The 19,331-nt window shown below is 43.2% G+C and carries 16 protein-coding genes, 2 tRNA genes and 1 other annotated feature; of the genes, 1 reads left to right on the top strand and 17 read right to left on the bottom strand.

Going from position 1 to position 19,331, the window contains the following annotated elements:
- Positions 1 to 78: 78 nt before the first annotated feature.
- Positions 79 to 280: a binding site (T-box leader), on the bottom strand.
- 78 nt (positions 281 to 358) lie between these two features.
- From dprA to G625_RS0107650, 9 genes are all read right to left on the bottom strand, one after another.
- Positions 359 to 1,261: a DNA-processing protein DprA gene (gene dprA, locus G625_RS18895; RefSeq protein WP_242826614.1), complete on the bottom strand. Its 903-nt coding sequence runs from the start codon at positions 1,259 to 1,261 to the stop codon at positions 359 to 361.
- On the bottom strand, positions 1,258 to 2,958 hold the full coding sequence (locus G625_RS18890; RefSeq protein ID WP_084152810.1) for a YifB family Mg chelatase-like AAA ATPase: 1,701 nt from the start codon (positions 2,956 to 2,958) through the stop codon (positions 1,258 to 1,260). Before G625_RS18890 ends, dprA begins: the two co-directional genes overlap by 4 nt.
- Before the next feature lie 156 nt (positions 2,959 to 3,114).
- A complete protein-coding gene (locus tag G625_RS22730; protein ID WP_044932002.1) occupies positions 3,115 to 4,260 on the bottom strand; it encodes an RluA family pseudouridine synthase in 1,146 nt (381 codons plus the stop codon).
- A gap of 86 nt (positions 4,261 to 4,346) precedes the next feature.
- Positions 4,347 to 5,135, bottom strand: coding sequence for an SDR family NAD(P)-dependent oxidoreductase (locus tag G625_RS0107675; protein WP_029200662.1), 789 nt, complete (start codon positions 5,133 to 5,135; stop codon positions 4,347 to 4,349).
- A 173-nt stretch (positions 5,136 to 5,308) separates the two neighbouring features.
- Positions 5,309 to 5,392 (bottom strand) — tRNA-Leu (locus G625_RS0107670).
- 130 nt (positions 5,393 to 5,522) lie between these two features.
- A complete protein-coding gene (locus G625_RS21165) occupies positions 5,523 to 7,400 on the bottom strand; it encodes a PIN domain-containing protein (protein ID WP_049895796.1) in 1,878 nt (625 codons plus the stop codon).
- Positions 7,401 to 7,574: 174 nt separating this feature from the next.
- A tRNA-Ser gene (locus tag G625_RS0107660) sits at positions 7,575 to 7,659 on the bottom strand.
- Between the two features lie 416 nt (positions 7,660 to 8,075).
- Positions 8,076 to 9,947, bottom strand: coding sequence for an ABC-F family ATP-binding cassette domain-containing protein (locus tag G625_RS0107655; RefSeq protein WP_029200661.1), 1,872 nt, complete (start codon positions 9,945 to 9,947; stop codon positions 8,076 to 8,078).
- A gap of 3 nt (positions 9,948 to 9,950) precedes the next feature.
- Positions 9,951 to 11,081 carry an MBL fold metallo-hydrolase gene (locus G625_RS0107650; protein ID WP_029200660.1) on the bottom strand — a complete coding sequence of 377 codons (1,131 nt, stop codon included), beginning with the start codon at positions 11,079 to 11,081 and terminating at the stop codon, positions 9,951 to 9,953.
- Between the two features lie 125 nt (positions 11,082 to 11,206).
- Between G625_RS0107650 and G625_RS0107645 the strand changes: the two genes are divergently transcribed.
- Entirely contained in the window at positions 11,207 to 11,611 is a 405-nt protein-coding gene (locus tag G625_RS0107645; RefSeq protein ID WP_029200659.1) for a type II toxin-antitoxin system HicB family antitoxin, read from the top strand.
- Positions 11,612 to 11,709: 98 nt separating this feature from the next.
- Here the strand turns inward: G625_RS0107645 and G625_RS0107640 are convergent, their stop codons facing one another.
- The 8 genes from G625_RS0107640 to G625_RS0107600 form a co-directional block, all read right to left on the bottom strand.
- On the bottom strand, positions 11,710 to 12,519 hold the full coding sequence (locus G625_RS0107640; protein ID WP_198014878.1) for a tyrosine-protein phosphatase: 810 nt from the start codon (positions 12,517 to 12,519) through the stop codon (positions 11,710 to 11,712).
- 50 nt (positions 12,520 to 12,569) lie between these two features.
- Positions 12,570 to 13,859: an STAS domain-containing protein gene (locus G625_RS0107635; RefSeq protein ID WP_029200657.1), complete on the bottom strand. Its 1,290-nt coding sequence runs from the start codon at positions 13,857 to 13,859 to the stop codon at positions 12,570 to 12,572.
- Between the two features lie 562 nt (positions 13,860 to 14,421).
- Positions 14,422 to 15,078: a M15 family metallopeptidase gene (locus G625_RS0107630; protein ID WP_044932000.1), complete on the bottom strand. Its 657-nt coding sequence runs from the start codon at positions 15,076 to 15,078 to the stop codon at positions 14,422 to 14,424.
- A 150-nt stretch (positions 15,079 to 15,228) separates the two neighbouring features.
- Positions 15,229 to 16,440, bottom strand: a complete 1,212-nt coding sequence (locus tag G625_RS0107625; RefSeq protein WP_029200655.1) for a MalY/PatB family protein — start codon at positions 16,438 to 16,440, stop codon at positions 15,229 to 15,231.
- Between the two features lie 357 nt (positions 16,441 to 16,797).
- Positions 16,798 to 17,055, bottom strand: coding sequence for a type II toxin-antitoxin system RelB/DinJ family antitoxin (locus tag G625_RS0107615; protein ID WP_029200654.1), 258 nt, complete (start codon positions 17,053 to 17,055; stop codon positions 16,798 to 16,800).
- A gap of 303 nt (positions 17,056 to 17,358) precedes the next feature.
- Positions 17,359 to 17,718 (bottom strand): DUF5640 domain-containing protein, encoded by a 360-nt coding sequence (locus tag G625_RS0107610; RefSeq protein WP_029200653.1) that lies wholly within the window; start codon positions 17,716 to 17,718, stop codon positions 17,359 to 17,361.
- Between the two features lie 41 nt (positions 17,719 to 17,759).
- Positions 17,760 to 17,906: a hypothetical protein gene (locus G625_RS22345; protein ID WP_156885067.1), complete on the bottom strand. Its 147-nt coding sequence runs from the start codon at positions 17,904 to 17,906 to the stop codon at positions 17,760 to 17,762.
- 86 nt (positions 17,907 to 17,992) lie between these two features.
- Positions 17,993 to 18,283: a hypothetical protein gene (locus tag G625_RS0107600; protein WP_029200652.1), complete on the bottom strand. Its 291-nt coding sequence runs from the start codon at positions 18,281 to 18,283 to the stop codon at positions 17,993 to 17,995.
- Positions 18,284 to 19,331: the final 1,048 nt, after the last annotated feature.

The following is a 19,331-nucleotide window of genomic DNA, read 5'->3' as shown; positions in this document are numbered from 1 at the left end:
TCTCCTTTGTTTAGATAGAAAAGCCCTTTGGGGAAGCTTTTTTATAATGAAACGTCCCAACCCATGACTGTAGTCATAGATTGGGACGATAAGTTCGCGGTTCCACCCAAATTGCTGCTGCGTTATGCAACAACCACTTTTACTGATTATAACGTGATCAACGGGTCTGATTAAAGACCTCTCGGAGGTGGTTTTCGCATTTTCTTCTGCGAAGCCTCGCACCAAACGGCTCCTCTCTGAAGCAGGCTGAAAAAGCTACTGTCCTCGTCAACGATTTAAGGCACTTCCGGTTCGGAAGTTAAAATTTAAAGACGGCATTATTCTATTGCTCTGAAAGAGTCTTGTCAATAATTTTCATTTATAACGAGATTTTTCTTCTGTAGAATCCTGTTTTTGTGCATTCGGAAAAACCGAGAATCTCCAACTCCAGTAAAATTGCGGTTAGTTCGGGAACCGGCATGCCGCATTTCGGGACGAGGGTGTCGAGGTGGGCAGCGTCAGTTTCAAGGATATCGTAGACGGCTTTCTGTTTTGGGTTCAGAACCGAGGTGTCTTTTTCCAGGATCAGCTGCTCGCCCCGGGTTTTCAGGTGAAGGTATTCCAGAAGGTCTTCAGGTGAGGTCAGGATTTCGGCACCTTCTTTGATGAGTTGGAGACAGCCCTTTGACATGGGGTCCGTGATGCGCCCGGGAAGGGCGAAGATTTGTTTACCCTGTTCGAGAGCGTTGTTGACGGTAATGGAGGTGCCGGAGCGTTCTCTCGCTTCTATTACTACCACGATATCGGATAGTGCCGAGATGATCCTGTTTCTGGAGGCGAATTGTTTTGGAAGAGGCGGTGAGTCCAAAGGGACTTCCGACATTATCCCTCCGTCGTTTTTCAGTATTTCATCATAAAGCCTGTAGTTTCTTGCGGGATAACAGATGTTTATGCCGCTTCCGAGAACTGCATATGTACTGCCTTTTCCGTCAAGGGCGCCCCACTGTCCTGCACTGTCGGCTCCCAGAGCCATGCCGCTGACGATGCCTACACCCCGGGATGCCAGTACTCTGCCAAAGGTTCTCGCTACATCAAGTCCGTATTCCGTTGCTGTTCTGGAACCGATGATGGCAACTGTCGGCTGGTCATCGGGAGGCAGCTTGCCTTTTACATAAAGAGTTGAGGGAGGATTTGGTATCATGCGTAAACGTTCAGGGTATTCTCTGTCCAGTGGTGTCAGCTCCCGTATCTCGTTTTTGAAATTAATGTCCCGGGCTGTCATAGGCTGCACCTCTCTTCCGATAAATCTGTGATTCCGGAAACAGATCGCTTATTCTGCCTGACTTTTGAATCGGTTTTTTGGGTGTTTCTTACGGTCACCTTAGTAAAGACTTTTCCGTAGGTTCCCGAAAAACCTGAAGACAGTACTCCTGTTTCTACTGCACCATACAAGTGATCCTCCAGTCCTCTGTAGCTCACTGCTTCGCTCAGGTGGCTAATGCTTATGTCTGCTACTCCCTCAAGATCCGCTATGGTTCTGGCTACCTTCAGAACCTTGTGATAGGTTCTCATGGACAGGGATTTAAGTTCAAATATCTTTCCTATGAAGCTTTTACTTTCATCATTCAGCGGACAGAATTTTTCTATATCCTTTGCACTCATGTCAGCGTTAACATGCAGATGACTACAGTTTTCAAAACGTATTTTTTGGATAGCGCGGGCTTTCTGAACCTTATTCCGGAGCTCCGCAGAGCTTACAGAGGCTTTACTGCTGGTGGCTTCCTCGAAGCTTACAGGGGATGCTTCAACGCAAAGATCGATTCGTTCCAGAATGGGTTTGGATATGCCTCTCTGATAGTGACGGATCTGGCTTTCGGTGCAGTGGCATTTGTTTCTGTCCGGGTAATAACCGCAGGGACACGGATTCATGGCTGCCACCAGCATACAGTCTGCGGGATACAGAAAGCTGCCGTTCAGACGATTGATGACCACCTTTTTTTCTTCCAGAGGCTGCCTCAGGGCTTCTATGGAAGATTTTGAAAAAAGAGGAAGTTCGTCCAGAAAAAGCACACCCTTTGATGCCAATGCTATCTCCCCGGGCACAACACCTGAGGGCGAGGATCCGCCAACGAGAGACGGTGTGGTAATGGTGTGATGAGGGGTTCTGAAGGGACGACGGTTCATAAGAGCCGAACCTTCGGGAAGGAGTCCTGCTATGGAATAGACTTTGGTGATCTCGATATTCTCTTCTCTTGTGAGTTCGGGAAGTATGGTGGGGATCCTTCTCGCGATCATGGTTTTGCCGGAGCCGGCTACACCGGAAAGAAGCAGGTTATGTCCGCCTGAAGCGGCGATAAGTGCTGCTCTCACCGAGAATGACTGGCCGTGGATATCTGAAAAATCCACATCATAGGACTCCTCTGATTTTTGTATCATGGGTGTTTCCCTGGGATGACCGGAAAAGCTTTCTCTGCTTGCGATGATGGTGCAGAGATCGATGAGATCCTCCACACCCAGGATATCCATCCTTGAGACTACCAGGGCCTCCTGGACATCGGTCTTAGGGACAACTGCACCTTTTAATCCGGCCTTTTTCATTTCTGTAACAATAGGCAGGATTCCGTTCACATGTCGTATCCTGCCGTCAAGCCCCAGTTCTCCCACAAAGCCATAATCCTCCAGGGAGAAATCATTATCCAGAAAGATTGATTTAAGAATGCCGGCGGCTATGGCCAGATCAAAATGGGTTCCGTCTTTCCGCCTGTCGGCAGGTGCCAGATTTATGGTAAGTCTTTTGGGAGGAATATTTATGCCCGCATTTCGGAGGGCTACCTGACAACGGTCCAGAGCCTCTCTCACCGAGGCGGAAACATTGCCGACGATTATGGATTTAGGAAGGCCGTCACTTTCGTCCACCTCGACAGAAACAAGAAAGCCATCCATGCCGGATAAGCCGGCACTGTTTATTTTTGCTAACATTTAACCTCTTTCCGAGGGATGTGTTTATAACCAAAAAGAAAATAGCACATAATCGCAAAAAGCGTAAGGTCTGAAAACAGACTAGAAAAGTCCTTATACAAAACATATGCGGAATTGATCATTCCACTTGAAGACTATATGTTTTGTGTCAGGGCTTTACAAAAATGATTTAAATTCTGCAGGCGGGTCAGCCGTCAGGGTTTTGCCGGCCAGGGGTTCCAGAACGCCGCTGAGATTCCCGGGAAATGCCAGCTGCCAGGAATGCAGCAGCTGATGATCCAAAGAAAGATTCTTTTTGTAGAAACTATTCACCTTCGGGTCACCGTATTTCGGATCTCCGATTATGCAATGTCCTATGGAGGAAAGATGCGCACGGATCTGGTGGGTTTTCCCGGTTATAAGGTGAACCTTTAAAACCGTGTAACTGTCTGAAACCTTCAGGGGTTCATAGGCTGTGTTTATCTCTGACGAACCATCAAAAGGCTCCCTCCTTATGGTGACCTTGTTGAGCTTTTCATTTTTTGAGAGATAACCCTTTATGGTTTTGGGTTCCTCCAGCCTCCCGTTCACAATGGCAAGATAATATTTTTCTGCCGTACGTTTTCTCAGAAGCTCCGAAAGACTTTGGAGTGCCGGCAGGGTTTTTCCGAAAAGAATAAGTCCGGAGGTGTTTCTGTCGAGACGATTGGCGATACCCGGTTTAAAGGTCTCAAGCTGCTTTTCGGTAAGCTCACCTTTATCCATAAGATACATAAGGCAGATCTCATTGACAGACCGGGCGCCGGAATCATCACTTTGACTTATCCAGCCTGGGGGTTTATCGATGACCAGGAGATGCATATCCTCATATACTATACGTTTTTTCAGGATATCAAGCTGAGAGCCTGTTGCCTTGGAGAATTCAAGGAATTCTTTTTTGGAAGCAGTGTTTTTGGCCTCCTTTTTGGAAACAGACTTTCTTTGGAGTCTTGCCTCCCGGTTTCCGGCTTCGTACTTTCCCCTAGGTTCTTCTCGGGTTCCGGATTCAGACTTTTCCCGGATACCTGCTTTCCGGTTTCCGGCTTCATAGGTGCCCTGCTTTCCTCCGGTCATAAGAGCCAGGGTTTCATCTGAAAAATAGATCTTTACAGAGTCCCCCTCCTTCAGGATTTCTTTTCCTTCTGCCTTTTTGTCATTTAAAACGATATTCTTTTTTCTTAGCATCTTGTATATGAAGCCGGTATTTGCCTTGGACAGATATTTATGTAAAAGCTTATCGAGACGCTGTCCGGATTCGTTTAGGGATATATGTAATTCTTTCAAAGATAACTCCTTATGATGTATATGTTCGGCATCTGCATAGGTGATTAGCTCTGATTTTTAGAGGCGGAGACATTAAAAATAAGCAGCTAATGCTTCTTTTTTGCTTTGGCGAGAAAATTCATAACCCTTAGGGCCAGAAATATGAGTGGCACCGGTGTGATCTTGGAGAGGATCATGACCAGCTTCATGCCCATACCATATACTGAAATATCTGCTTTGTTTATGCTGTCAATAAGGGCTTTCCTGCAAACTTTTTTCGGGTCTGCCATGAATATATACTTATAAAACGGAATTTTTCCGGTGGTTTCGGCAATGTCGAAAAATTCAGTTTTTACGGGCCCCGGACAAACGGCAGTTACATGACAGCCTGTGCCCCTTAGTTCTTCATTAAGACTTCTTGAGAAACTGAGCACATAGCTTTTTCCGGCAGCGTACACTGCAAATGCAGGCTGAGGGAGAAAGGCGGCGCTGGAGGCAAAGTTTATGATCCTGGAATTCTCCGACATAGAAGGGAGGCTCAGCTTGCAGATGCCTGTAAGAGCACGGACATTGAGGTCGATCATGGAAAGCTGATCCTTGAGGCTTAGATCACGGATATTTCCAATCTTGCCGAAGCCGGCGGCATTGACAAGAAATACGATATTGGGCTTTTCATCAGATAAAAGCCGTTTATATTTTGAAAGAAAGTCACTGCTTGTGAGGTCCTCGTCAAAAAGCCGGCAGGGCTTACGAAGAGTCTTTTTTAAAGCCTTAAGCCTGTTCTTACGGCGGCCGAAAAGCCAGTATTCCTGAACGTTTGGTATCTGGTTTCTTATTTCTATTGCCATGCGATGTCCCATGCCGGAACTGGCACCGGTAATGATTGCAACATTCATGATGGTTTCTCCCTTTGCGTTATCGGGTTACAGGACTGCTCTGAAAAGAGATCCCGGAATGGTTCTTCGAGAATCTGCCTGAATTTACCCATTACGGATGAATTTATGATGTATATATTATTTTACCGTATAACGAAAAAAACGGAAGTCATCTGACTTCCGTTTTTTTAATCTGCGGAGGATGGGACTTGAACCCACACGTCCTACCGGACACAAGATCCTTAGTCTTGCCTGTCTGCCAATTTCAGCACCTCCGCGCAACAAAAAGTATACTAGCACAGAGATTCAGGTTTGGCAAGTGGAAAAATAAAAAATTTTGTTTTAACTATCCATGGCGGTACTGTTACATAAGCATATTAATTAAAGATCAAATAGTTTATCAGGTGATTAGTCATTACTGGCCTTCCTCTTTTTGATGTCTTCCTGAACGGCTTTTTTACTGACATCATAAAGTTCGCGGCCCTGCTCCCTGCCATAGGCTTTCATGAGACGAACATAGTAGGTATGAAGTGTATTGGCAGTAAGACCATATTTTGTCAGGGCTTCTGTCTGTAAGGCCTCCATATCAGGGGAAACCGCAATTACTTCCTTCTCCTTTGATTCTTTTTTTGAAGAAGATCTGTTTTTTGAAGAGCTGGATGAGTCTTTGCTTTCAGCTGCTTTTCCGTCACTCTTTTCCTTTTCGGAAGCTGCAGCGGAATCTGTTGTTTCCCTGGTTTTACTCTTGGCCGGTTTTGACTTGTCGGCGGTCTTTTTAGTGTTCTTAACGGGCTGCTGCTTTTCCTTCTTTTCAGTTTCATCTTTTAAAACGGGAGCAGCTGGTTCTGGATTTTCACCGGAGTCCTTTGAGGCTTCATTGGAAACAGGCTCTGACTTTACAGCAGCTTCAGCTTCTGTTTTCTTGGAAGTTTTTCTGCCGGTTTTTTTGTTCTCGGACTTTTTTGTTTTTGCTGATGAAGATTTTTTGGAGGACTTCTTCTCTGGTTTCGAAGAATCTTCAGTCTGAACCTGAAATGTATTTTCTTCGGTAGCAGCACCGGATGCCATAATTGCATTGGTTGTATCATCGGTGGTTTCAATCGTTATTTTTTCTTCATCAGGTTTCCCGGACTTTGCATTAGCAGATGGGGACTCATCAGTTGCTGCAATGGTAACCGGTGTATCGGCCTCCGGTGAGGTTTCTGCAAGGGGGATTGAGCTATCCCCGGCAGTTGCCTGTGCCTCTGCTTTTACATCAGTGGTCTGAGCTTCGGTTTCCTGCTCCTTTTTATCAAAAACGCTTTCCACCCTCTTCATGGAATGGGAAGCCGGATCATAAACGAACTGAACACGGTTCGGATCGAATTTCGGTTCTGTTTTTGCGAGAGCGGTTCTCTGTTCGGGTCTCGGTATAATAGCCGTTTTCTCGGGCGCAGATTTGATCAGAGCTTTTGGCTTTTCCTGAGCTGATTCTTTTTTCAGGTTATCACCGGAGTTTGAAGCGTTGGCCTTGTCTGAGGCATCCTTAATACCGGTCTTGTCTGAATTCTTTGAGTTTTTCTCGGATCTGACACGATTTTTTTTATCTGATCCTCCTGCTGATTCTCCGGCAGCTTCTTTATTTGAATTGTTATCGGGATTTTTGTTCCCGGAAGACTTGCTTTCCTGAGCAAGTTCTGCGGCCTGATCCTTCATCTGTTTGGCAAGCTGGTCAGCCGGTGTTTCCATCATAAGCGGATTCGGAATAAGAGAAGCAGGTTCTGTAACCTCTGTAAAGTTAATGCTCTGTCCTCGTCTTCTACGGTTTGCCTTACTGAGGGTAGGTCTTGTGGGTATGGTATTCATGGTTGCGAATGCATCCACAAGATTTGTTTTCTGGGATCTTTCCTTACAAAGGCGGATACGCTCGTCATCATTCTTCTCTGAACTCAGGAGACATTCCTTGATGGTTTCTCCCAGAAGTATCTCTGCTCCTCTCAGGCTGTGCCAGAAATCACGTACAGCTGCATAACCCTTGTCTTTTGAAACTATGCAGATCTTCTCACCGGATTCAAGGAACATTCCGGTGGTTGAGGCAATGTACATGTCGAGAGCATTACTGTGCTGCTTCAAGAGCTTTACAAGGCTGACATGAACATTTCGTTTCTTCAGGTCATTTACCATGCCCTTTGTTACGGCACTGTTGTCATCACTGTAGTACATTACCAAAGTATCATTGTCGTCAAGGTACTCGTATCCTTCAAGCCCGGATACATGGGTGTTTTCAAAATCAACTAAAATAATCACGTAAGATTCTCCTGCTTTTACGGCATAATGCTTTAGCCCAAAACCATGAATGGAAAGTCTGAGACCCGGAAATGGGTCGATGGATTTGAACCTGTCTCTTTATGCCTTTTATCTATACAAATTTTTAAATGATTATAACAAAAAAACCGGTTCTTTTGAACCGGTTTCTTTAAGCGACGAGGATGAGACTCGAACTCACAACCCGTAAAACGGGCACCAACTTTCCAGGCTGGCCGACTACCAATTATCACACCTCGTCAAAATTGCTCCATCATAATAGCAAAGCTGGAAAGGTTCGTCAAGATGTTTTTTGAATCATCAGGTACACATAAGCCGGTATCGGGGAATATCCATTTTCAAACGGGATACCTCAAAAAGTTTTAGAAACAGGAAGACAGCCCCGAGGGGCTGTCTTCTTGAAAAGAAAGGAAAAAAAGAAATAGAACTAAAATAGGTTTCCCCACTGTTCTGATTTGTTAAAAAAGTCAACTTTTGTGACTAATGCCATTGTAATCTTAAGAATAGTGGTGTGTCAATAGATTGGGAGAAAATAATTAAAAATTAATAATTATTTGTAAAAATATGCCCGATATTTAATTTGACGCAGATCGGACCCCGGCACTACGATTTTCGAGGAGCCACAACTAAGCCTGCGCCTTTTTAATAAAAGCATTTTCACTGTGACTGTATTCTCTCATTAAGATCAGACAGATATTCCCATCGGTCCATCTTTTCTGCCAGAAGGTTTTCAAGCCTTTCTTTTTCCTGAGTCAGTTCATTTAACTTGATGAAATCCTTGGCATATTTAAGGATTTCTTCGTCCAGTTCCGCAACCTTTTCTTCGGCGGCTTCGATGTCGGCTTCAATGGTCTCCCATTCTCTTTGTTCTTTATATGTCATCTTAAGCTTTCGCTCGCCGACAAAACGCTTCTGTTTACCATTGCCCTTAGCTGTATCGGGGTTATCTGATTCATCACCGGAATTTTTTACGGATTTACCGACACCTGAAATAGAACCGGCGCTTGCAAATACGCTTTCAGCATCGGGATTTCTCCGGAGGTACTCTACCTGATAATCGGTATAGCCACCTTCGTATTGAGATATATGACCGTTTCCTTCAAAGGAGAATATCCGGTTCACAACACGGTCAAGGAAAAATCTGTCATGTGATACTGTGATGACTATTCCGTCAAAGTGGTCGAGATAGTCTTCCAGGATGGTCATGGTGCGGATGTCAAGGTCATTGGTAGGCTCGTCCAGGATCAGGACATTCGGTGCAGACATTAAAACCCTCAGAAGGTACAGGCGGCGCTTCTCGCCTCCGCTCAGCTTTTCAACCTTCATGTATTGCTGTGAAGGTGGGAAAAGGAATTTATCCAGCATGTTGCTGGCGCTGACGAGACCATCGGTGGTATGGACGTACTCTGCGATGGAGGTCATGGCATCGATTACACGCTGATTACCATCTAGCTCTTCATTTTCCTGAGAAAAATATCCTATCCTTACGGTCTGGCCGATACGGATTTCTCCGGAATCCGGAGTCTCCCAGCCGGTGATCATTTTTATAAGAGTTGATTTTCCGGCGCCGTTGGGACCGATGATGCCGATGCGGTCATTCCGGAGGAAGTTGTAGGTGAAATGATCGATAAGGGTCTGTCCGTCAAAGCCCTTTGTAACATCATCAATCTCGATGGTGGATTTACCGAGACGGGTCTTAATGGAGCTTAGCTTGATCTCTTCCTCTTCCGTTGGACCATGCATCTGGGACAGCTTTTCGTAACGCTGCAGACGACCTTTTTGCTTCGTGGTTCTCGCCTTAGCGCCGCGCATTACCCATTTAAGCTCGTTACGGAGGATGTTTTGCCGGGTGCGTTCCTGTGCCCGGGCTATATCCATTCGCTCTGCCTTAAGCTCCAGGTATCCCTGATAATTGGCCTTATAACTGTAGAGCTTTCCCTGATCAAGCTCCACGATACGGTCACAGATCTCATCAAGAAAATATCTGTCGTGGGTTACCATAAGGAGGGAACCCCTGAAGCCTTTCAGGTAACCCTCCAGCCACTCGGACATGGCTCCGTCAAGATGGTTTGTGGGCTCGTCAAGGATCAGAAGATCTGCCGTTGACAAAAGAGTGCTTGCCAGTGCAACGCGTTTTTTCTGACCTCCCGAAAGGGTGCCTATCTTCTTTTCGTAATCATTCTCCCCAAGCTTAGACAGGAACTTTTTCGCTTCAGTTTCCAGATTCCAGACATGCTCCTTGCCCTCATTGTCATGGAGAATGGCTTCAAGTATGGTGTCCTCCGGATCGAATTCCGGAGTTTGAGGAAGGTAGCGGACAGAGAGGTTTCTCCGCTTTGCTATATTACCCTCGTCAGGCTCCTCTATTCCCGCAGCAATCTTCAAAAGCGTTGATTTTCCGGTTCCGTTAATGCCTATGAGGGCCACCTTTTCACCCTCCAGCATGGAAAAGTCGGTATCCTCAAAGATCTTTCTTTCTGTATATACTTTGGATAAATGTTCTATAGTGATGATGTTGTTTTGTGCCATGTTTTATTTAAGACTCCAATAAAAAATACCGTCCTTCAGCTCTCTTTCTATAAAGCCGATTCCGTATAGATATTCCAGCAGACTGTAGGTTTTGGTCACAGTCATTTTATATAGGAAGAACTCGTCGTCGTTCTCGGGAGGGCGGGTGAATTTGTATATCTTCTCCGAGATTTCATGGGTGGTTAGACTGTGATTTTTTGCTGTGTGAACAGATTCGTCCCGGCGATGATTCATTGCATCATTTGAGGAACCCGTTTCTGTTTGGCTAATGCTTTTCAAAAGGTCTCTCACATCGGTTGCCTTGCTGAGATAGCTGAATACAGTCTTATCCACGTCTCCGCTTATATCCTCGATTATCTCGCCGTGGGAAGGGATGATGGTCCAGTCGTGACATTCTTCTTTTATATGCTTTAGTGAATCAAAGAATCCCTGCAAAAGGTGTTCGTCGGGATAGGTGGTGGCAACGATGGGGGAAACTTTATGAATCAGCTGATCCGCTGTGAAGAACAGTTTATGCTTATAGTCCTTAAGGCCCATCTGTCCGTAGGTGTGACCCTTCAGCGGGAAGGCTTCGAACTCGTAGTCTCCGTACCGGAACACATCTCCCGGTTCCACATCATTGTAGGGAAAACCCCAGATGGCAAGAACCCACTGACCGTGCTTCTGTACCCGGTCGGAAACATTTCTGAAAGCTTGCCATACTTCCGGAGTCTTGTCAGGGGTGATGCCGCAGGAATATAAAACTTTTTTCTGAGCCTCCACTGACTCATCACTTACTTTGTAGGCGAGACAGTCATAAGGATGGCGCTCTTCCATCCGGTTCATAAAGAGGCGTGCTCCATTCTTGGCGAACCTGCCTGCCAGACCGCAATGGTCATGGTGTCTGTGGGTGAGAAAGACATCGAGCTTTTCAGGGGAAATATCAAGCTCCAAAAGTGCATAGGTAAGCTTTTCCATGCAGGCATCATTGTTAAATCCGGTATCGATCATGATACTTCTTCCGTCATGCACGGATTCCTTCCCTTTTATGATGAAGATCTGTATTTCGCTGACACCCTGCTCAATGGTTCTGTCTGTCAGGGTGACTCTGTAAATTCCCGGTAATATTTCTTTTGAAAATTCAAGTTGTTCCATTTTATCACCTGATTGTATTTTGCTTTCAAAGGATTATAGCAGACATTTGATGTACAGAAAATGAATTTTTGCGATTTGACCAGTGTGTATGAAATGTGTATAATATTGAAAATGGAGGGCGTGAAATGACTACAGTATATCCGGTGATTTTAACAAAAGACAAAGATGATATTCTTATTGAAGTACCTGATCTTGAGATATTAACTGAGGCTAAAAATATTCAGGAAGCCATCGTTATGGCAAGAGATGCTATAGGTTTAACCGGGATTTCAATGCAAGATAATGGAGACTCGGTTCCTGAACCGTCTGATATTGACGATATAGATGTTTCGAAGGGAACATTTGCTGATGTTGGTAAAGGAATCAAGACTCTTGTAGATATTGATTTTGACGAGTATCGCAGAAAGAATGACAACAAAATGGTAAGACGTAATGTAACTCTTCCTAACTGGATGAATCGGCGTGCTGAGCAGGAACATCTTAATGTATCCCGGTTTTTGCAGGATGCTTTGGCAGAGAGATATGCTTAAGGTTTGAGAACATTAATACCCCTTAGGTCAATCGATCGAAGGGGTACATCATTCTGTCCCCATGGTCCACCGGCTGAACTGTTACTTACTGTAAAAGATCATTCCAGAAATTTATTCTGTAATTCTTTACATTCTGATTTTCCTACACCAAGTTCCTCTTTGAGATATTCGGAAGGAGAACCGTAGTTTTCGTCCATTGCTTTAAGAGCATTCAACATGTAATACTCATAAACCGCTCCACAGCCAAAAAGTGCAACATCACGGAAATCATCTGAAACAGACATTTTTGCCAACCCAGCCCTTGCCTTATCAAGTTTTTCTTTATTATAAAGATTAGTCAGCATGTAATCTTCCATTACGGTTTTTCTGTCAGCTCCCAATGCAGTGAGTATCAGCATAGAGGCCAAACCGGTTCTGTCTTTTCCATCAGTACAGTGCCATAGTATGGAACGATCCTCCGGAAGATTCAAAAGGCATTCAAAAAAACCGCAGAATGCATTCTTTCCCCGTTCAGAAAGAATAAGTTTCACATAGAAATCATCATTAAAATATCCGGTATCGTAGGCCATATTCATGAGTTTAATCCTGTCTGCATTTGGATCGGATATGATCCTGATAAATTCCGCTCCCAATGTCGGATAATCCTGAAGATCCATTACCGGAAGAAAGTGATTTTTGACATCATGAATTACCGGGTCTGGCTGACTGTCTCTTTCATCTTTCATGCGAAGATCCACTATGCAGGAGAGCTTGTAATCATCAGTCAGAACCTTCATATCTTCAGGTGTAAGACCTGAAAGAGAGGCGGTACGGAGCAAACACCCGTGCCTTATTTTTTTGCTGCCGATCAAAAAACCGCCAAGTTCTCTTGCGTTTCCGAGGTTTGATGTATTGAGTGAATGCTCCATGATCATGGGTATCCTTTCTATGATAAGCTGTGTTGTTGTTTGGCTGAGTATTATTTCAAAAAAAACTGGTCAAAACCTGTTGTTTCCATGATTTCCCTGACTGTAGCATTGGCGCCTGTCAGTTCAAAACTATCCTTATCCTTCAGGGACTTGTACATAATAAGGAGTACACGAAGCCCTGCTGAAGAAACGTAGGCCATCTTGCTGACATCGATATGTATTCCGGTTATGGCACTTCCGGCTTCCTGGAATTTTTTTAAAAGCTCCGGAGCTGTCAGGGTATCCATACGCCCCTGAACGCTTACATCAAGTAAACCGTCACTGACAGAGCATTGTACATCAAAAGGAAGATCTGGATCCATGAGTATTTCCGAAGGAGCATCGGCGCCGGCAACAGGCGCAGACTCCCTGAAATCAGGGTCTACGGTGATTTTCCAGATGTTTACATGCTTGGTATTTTCCTTCAGCTTTTCTATTTCCTCATCAGTCATGGCATCGAAAAGCTGAAGCTTTAAATCATCTCGATAATAAGGCACTTTTTCTACCAAAAGACCTCTTGATTTATACAAGGCTTCTATCTTTTTGTAATCCGGAGTGAGTTTTCCGGCGGATTCTTTTACTACATTTGAATTGTTTTTATGAAGATCGGTATCTGCCTGCCCACTAAATCCTTTTCTTGATGCAAGCAGGAGCTCCATCGCCTTATCACCTGCCACAGCTCTGTATACAGCCATATAATATTCTAAGGTTTCGACGTCGGCATTGAGCCAGCATCCGCCTTTTTCGCTGAGGATGCGTCTGATGTTTACACCAAGCTGATGGGTCTCGTCCGCTGTAAGATAAACCGTAAGTCCTTCGGTTGCAATGCAGACAGGACCGTCCACCATATCTGCGGCAGCCTTCATGCTTTCATAATTGGTTACATCAACAACCCGGAAATTGATCTTCTTTTTCTGCTCATCATCTGTCATTGAAGCAATGATTGGGGAAAATTCATTTATAACAGCAGGAAGATCACAGCCTATATATTGCATTCCTTTCTCTGTGAAATCAAAAACCTTAGGTGTATAGCCGCAGGGAAGATCCATGAGAGTTTTGAACCCACTTTCCTCTATAGTTCTGTTTAGCGCAACATATCGAAGTTCTCTGACGATGTCAGAAGGTCTGTTTATCATGTCAGAACTATCAACACCATGAAAAATCTTCTCCTTTTCGATACCCATTTTTTCAAGTATTTCCAATGCTTTATCATAGTGAGCATTTGCCAGCATGATAAGTGTTGTAATGGCTGTGTTGGAGGTGGGATTTACAGCGATATTCAGTTCCTGGTTTTCATTCATTACATTAAATCTCCTGTAAGTATTTTTTTATGTGTCAGAATAATGCCTACACATATCACTACCTGTATACTTCGACATTGAACGATGGAAATATAAAAAGAGTGAAGTTTTTTTGAAAAAAAGGATTATAACAGTTCAGCCGGTGGACCATGGGGACGGAGTTAGTGGTCCACCGGCTGAACTGTTACAAGGGTTTAAATCCCAATTAAAATAAAAATTATTTTCATGTTGACTGATTGTATGAAAAACGATACAATAATAACAAGTTAAAGAGATGTGGCGAGTGCTTCACAGATCTGAAACGATTCGTGATGAGAAAAGAACCTTAGATGAGATGGCGTGTGCTTCATCGATTCAGGGTTCTTTTTTCGTGTATAGAAAACCGATTTCCTCTGTGTAAGCGTTTAAAATATGCTATAATCAAATAATTTTAAAGGGTGTTCTCATGCAGCTGATATCTTCACCTACGGACGTATCGCAGGAAAGAATGTTGCTACACAGAATTGATAGGATTATCTGGAATTAAAAAAGAATGCGGGCGACTGTCCGCATTCTTTTTTGATTACTTTTTCAGATACTCTGATGATACCGGAAATTCAAAATAGGTCTCCGGGTAGGGTTCATCCCTCAATGTAAAGTGCCACCATTCATATGGGAAAGTATTGAAGCCGTTTCTGACCATGACATCCTGAAGGAGCATTCTGTTTTCAAACTGCTCTTCTGTTATTCCTTTGAAATCCGGGTGTGACAACTCTCCGAAGAAGTCAAAGGGTCCGCCCATATCAACTTCCTTTCCGGTTTTCATATCAAAAAGGGTAATGTCTACTGTACTGCCCCTGCTGTGGCTAGATTGCTTTGCTATGTAGCCCGTGGAGAAAAGCTCCTGCTTTTCAAGATCCGGATAAAAATAAGGTTTCATGCGGATATCTGTATCTTCTATTCCCCACAAAATAAAATGCTTAACTGCTGTTGTCGGACGGTAGGCATCAAAGACTTTGATGCGGTAGCCCTTGACCATTAGTTCATCAGCGGCATTCTTCATTGCCCTTGCGGCTTCTTTCGTTATGATGGCGCAGGGCTCTTCATAACCGTTTATACGGTCTCCAACGAAATTGTAGGTAGAAAAATATCTGATCTCCTGTATGACACCGGGAACATAATCTGAAAGAAGCACAAAATCTGAAGGGTCTGTTGTTTCACTTATATAATCTGCTTTCATAATTCTCCTCTATAAACTAAAGGTTTTTGCCGATTATTTTCCTCATACAGAGACAGATCTAATTGGCTCCATTTTTAGTTTATTAAAACAAAAGTAACCCTATTATACTATGAAATCGTATATGGTTTCCATTGGTAAAATCTCTCAAAGTCAGGCATTAAACACATAGTTGTCTAATCTTTTCAATGCCTCTTGAACCCTTGACAGTGGAAGTGCAAGATTCATTCTGAGGTGACAATTGCCGTGGAACATTCTTCCGTCCTGAATGGCTACTCCAACGTCCCATGCCGCATGTTCAATGTCGTCAATGGTTTTTCCGTGCTTTTCACACCACTTTGTGCAGTTGACAAAAAGCATATATGTACCCTGTGGTTTACAAACCTCCACGCCCTCGAAGTGATCCTTTATATAACCGCACGCATAATTAATGTTTTCGCTGAGTACCGCTTTTAATTCATCTACCCATTCGTATCCCTCTGGCTTGTAAGCTCCGATGAGGGCGTGCATTGATAATACATTCATCTCATTGTAGTGAGATAATGAGGATTCCTTCTCGACACGGTCTCTTATCCATTTGTTGTAAATTATGTGATAGCTGCCCACAAGTCCTGCAAGATTGAAGGTTTTAGAGGGGGCATACAATGCTACCGTACGCATTCTCGCTTCTTCCGAGACTGACTGAGTAGGAATATGCTTGTGATTATTCAGAATGATATCTGACCATATTTCATCAGAGATTACGAAGACATCATGTTTTTTGAAAAGCTCCATGGCCTTTTCTATTTCCCACTTCTCCCAAACACGCCCGCAAGGGTTATGGGGAGAACAGAAAATAGCGGCATGAATCTTATTCTCGATGATCTTCTTTTCCATATCATCGAAATCCATTCGCCATATGTTTTGATCATCAATGTAAAGCGGACTATGCACGATATTGTATCCGTTGTTTTTTAGTGACATGGTGAAACCGATGTATGTGGGACTGTTCACGAGAACATTATCACCCTTGGAACAGAATACGTTCAGCGCACTTATCACTCCTCCTAAAACTCCGTTTTCATAGCCTATAGCATCTTTTGTAAGTCCGGAAACAGAATTTCTTGTTTCATGCCATTTGATAATTGAGTTAAAGTATTCATCTGTTGCATTGAAGTAACCAAATGCAGGATGCTTTGCTCTCTCAATGATGGCTTCCTGTATTGTGGGCACAGCAGGGAAATTCATATCCGCAACCCACATCGGAATGATATCAAAACCCTCTTTTGGCAGTTCAGGAGTAAATCCCGGCATAGTGCCGAGACCGTCAACGGCAATAGAATCTCTGCCTTTCCTGTCCATAATGGAAACAAAATCGTAATTCATTAAAACCTCCTGTAAAGTCCGGAGTATTTTCCGGTTCTTCAAGTATACAATGATTATACGCCAGAAACTGGGAATCGTGTATGATTTAGATGGTTTCTTAGATGCAAAAGAAAACAAAAAAAGATTTCCTTATCAGGAAATCCTTTCTTCTGCACTATGGAGCAGGGGTTGAGGGATTTGAACCCCCATGAGCGGTTTTGGAGACCGATATCTTACCATTGGATTTCCTAAGGTTTTCGGCATTGGTGACCAAAAATGAGACCAAATTGAATTATAAATTAATGTTGAATTGTAGATAGAGAAAGTGGTTGGTGATCCCATAATCGTCCCACGCTTCTTCATCCCATATGAGTTTCATCAGTCTTCAATAAGGTCGTGCTCCTGACCTTTACCTCCTTCAAGTCTTTTGATAGCTTTTTTTAGGTGCTTTTGATTAGCTTCTGAATAAAAAGGATCTTCGTCAGGAACTGTTATATCAAAAGGAATACGCTTTTCTCTTAGGAATTTCTTGGTGTATATTGAGTAAAAAGTAGTCACATTCATACCGATTGCTTCAAGAGCCTTATCAAGTTCTTTCTTTTCTTTATCATCTATGCGAAGAGTAATTGCAGCCATAATATCTATCCTCCAAATCAAAAACAATACAACTATCTAAAATATACATCAAATGATTGAATGTTGCAATCAAATGACTGCATATTGCCTAAGCATATCCTGCACGTACCGCGTTCAGAGATTTCCCAGAAGATGTGACAGATAAGTGGTAGATAAATGGTTTATTTCAAATTAAGCAAAACCTTTAAAAAGATCAAAAAAAGACAGCTATGTTTCCTGCCAAAATGCAGATAAAACATAGCTGTCTTTGTTTTTAATCATCCATTGTTATGGTGTGAATGACATCATATACCATTTTTTGAATCAATCCTCAGCCTTGTGAAGCTCATACTCATTCTCGAAATACTCATCCAGACACTGAAGGTTCATGACTCCGTCCACGATGGATACCTTGAAGGTTGAGTCCCTGAGGTTACTCTTCTCGAAATCTACCTTGAGAGTATCTTCTTCTAGCTCATAGTCGAAGCTGTAGCTGTGCTCCGGAAGTACCAGAGCCCCTGATCCGCTCTTTGTGAAGCGGTAGGAAGTGATGTCATCGATGCTCCAGAGCCCTTCCATGTCCTCCATGGTAAGGTACTCCTTTTTCTTTTCTGCCAATGTCTCCGCCGGTGCCGTCGTCTCTGCAGGAACAGTTTCTTCTATCAGAGCTTCTGTCTCAGCCAATGTTTCCTCTGCTGTAGTCTCTTCAAGGTCTTCTGTTGATGCTACAGTTTCTTCGGACTCAGGAACTTCGCTGGATTCATCTGTTTCACCATCGGTTTCTTTATCTGAATCATCCTTGTCTTTATTTTCTGAATCTGATCCATCTTCCGAAGCAGCTGCTTTACCTTCTTCAATCTGTTCCGTATCATCAGTTGAATCCTTATCTGCGTCTTAGTTTACAGATTCTGAGTTGTCTGTATCAGAGCCCTTTTTATCAGTATCATGATTCCCGGTATCAGTATTCTTCTCTTCCGACTCCATTAAAGTTAAACCAATAATTAATGTTCTGAGTCATTTCGTCGTATTCAGCCGTAATGTCATTCACATCATCCATTTCCAGAACCACATCACACATGTCGTTTCCTAATATTAACGCTGTGTGCTCACGGTCGAGTTCATACTTTGTATTTTCAAATTCAAATGTTGAGCCCCCAGGTGCAGCCATGAAGCAATATACGCTGCTTTTGTTTTCTGTTACCTCACCGATCGCTGTGCATAACTGATCAAATGTTACTTCATCTCTCATAAACTTTTTGAGCACTTAATGTGGTTTGGAATATGGAGCGATTTTAACTCACATTTTCCAAACTGTTTTTTCTAGCATAACTGTCTGATTGTGAGGGCAATTATACCATGGTTCGAAGGTACAGTTTTGTTCCCGCACAACTCGTTACATTCATAATATGTAAGATTTTAGTCTTCATATACACATCTCACCGAACCACTGTCATAAACCAGGATGATCTATCTGGTTTACAATACAGATTGATAATCCTTTCTTTGTTACCAACGTGCAGCTTACATCTAAAGACATAATCCTTAAACCCTATAAATACACCATCTGGCATCGTACCTTCTTGAGTTCCTGTAAGATCGGTATAGCCTTTTATTGTGTACTCTTGTTTCTCCCCTTCTTCTGAAGTGAATCTGATTCTATATGGGATAATTGTACTATCTACGTTGTGTTGCAGTATTACATCCACCGGAAATCTCTTATTCATTGTAATTACGCCTCTCTTATGCAAACTATTGTTCTTTTTTATTATTATAGCGTGATTTCTTGACTTTTCAAGAACAATTGTTTTGAATTGAGGCATCAAAAAACCGGAGGTTTAATAACCTCCGGTTCTCTTTATTTTATTCACTTCTTCTACAGCTTAACATCCAATAAGTTGCTGAAGCCACTACACAAGCTACTATAATATGAATTGGCATATCGTACCTCCTAGTATAGTAATGATGTAGTCATTAAGGACTACAGTTAATAGTTTCAATTTCCAAATCTAAGTAATGATTGAAGGGAGGATTCCCCTCTCATCAGATATCATCAAGGAGCTTAACTAACAGTTATACATGTCTGTAGCTCCCATATACTCCAGACAGATCAAAAGGTATATAATCATCGAGGCAGGATCATTGACGGTTCCTCCTTGGGAGCCAACTTCGGTTGGTGATACCTCGAACAAAGTCTGTCAGTCCATTCGGTGGTGATTTATGTTTTGGCTGGTTGGGAGCCTCAGGCTATACCTGTATAAGCCGCTAGGTTGCGTATCCACCCTGTGGGGAAATGGATG

This window comes from Oribacterium sp. NK2B42 (genome assembly GCF_000424445.1).
Lineage (GTDB): Bacteria > Bacillota > Clostridia > Lachnospirales > Lachnospiraceae > Oribacterium.
Note: the sequence above shows the minus strand (reverse complement) of the source record. Positions and strands in the feature narration are given on the sequence as shown.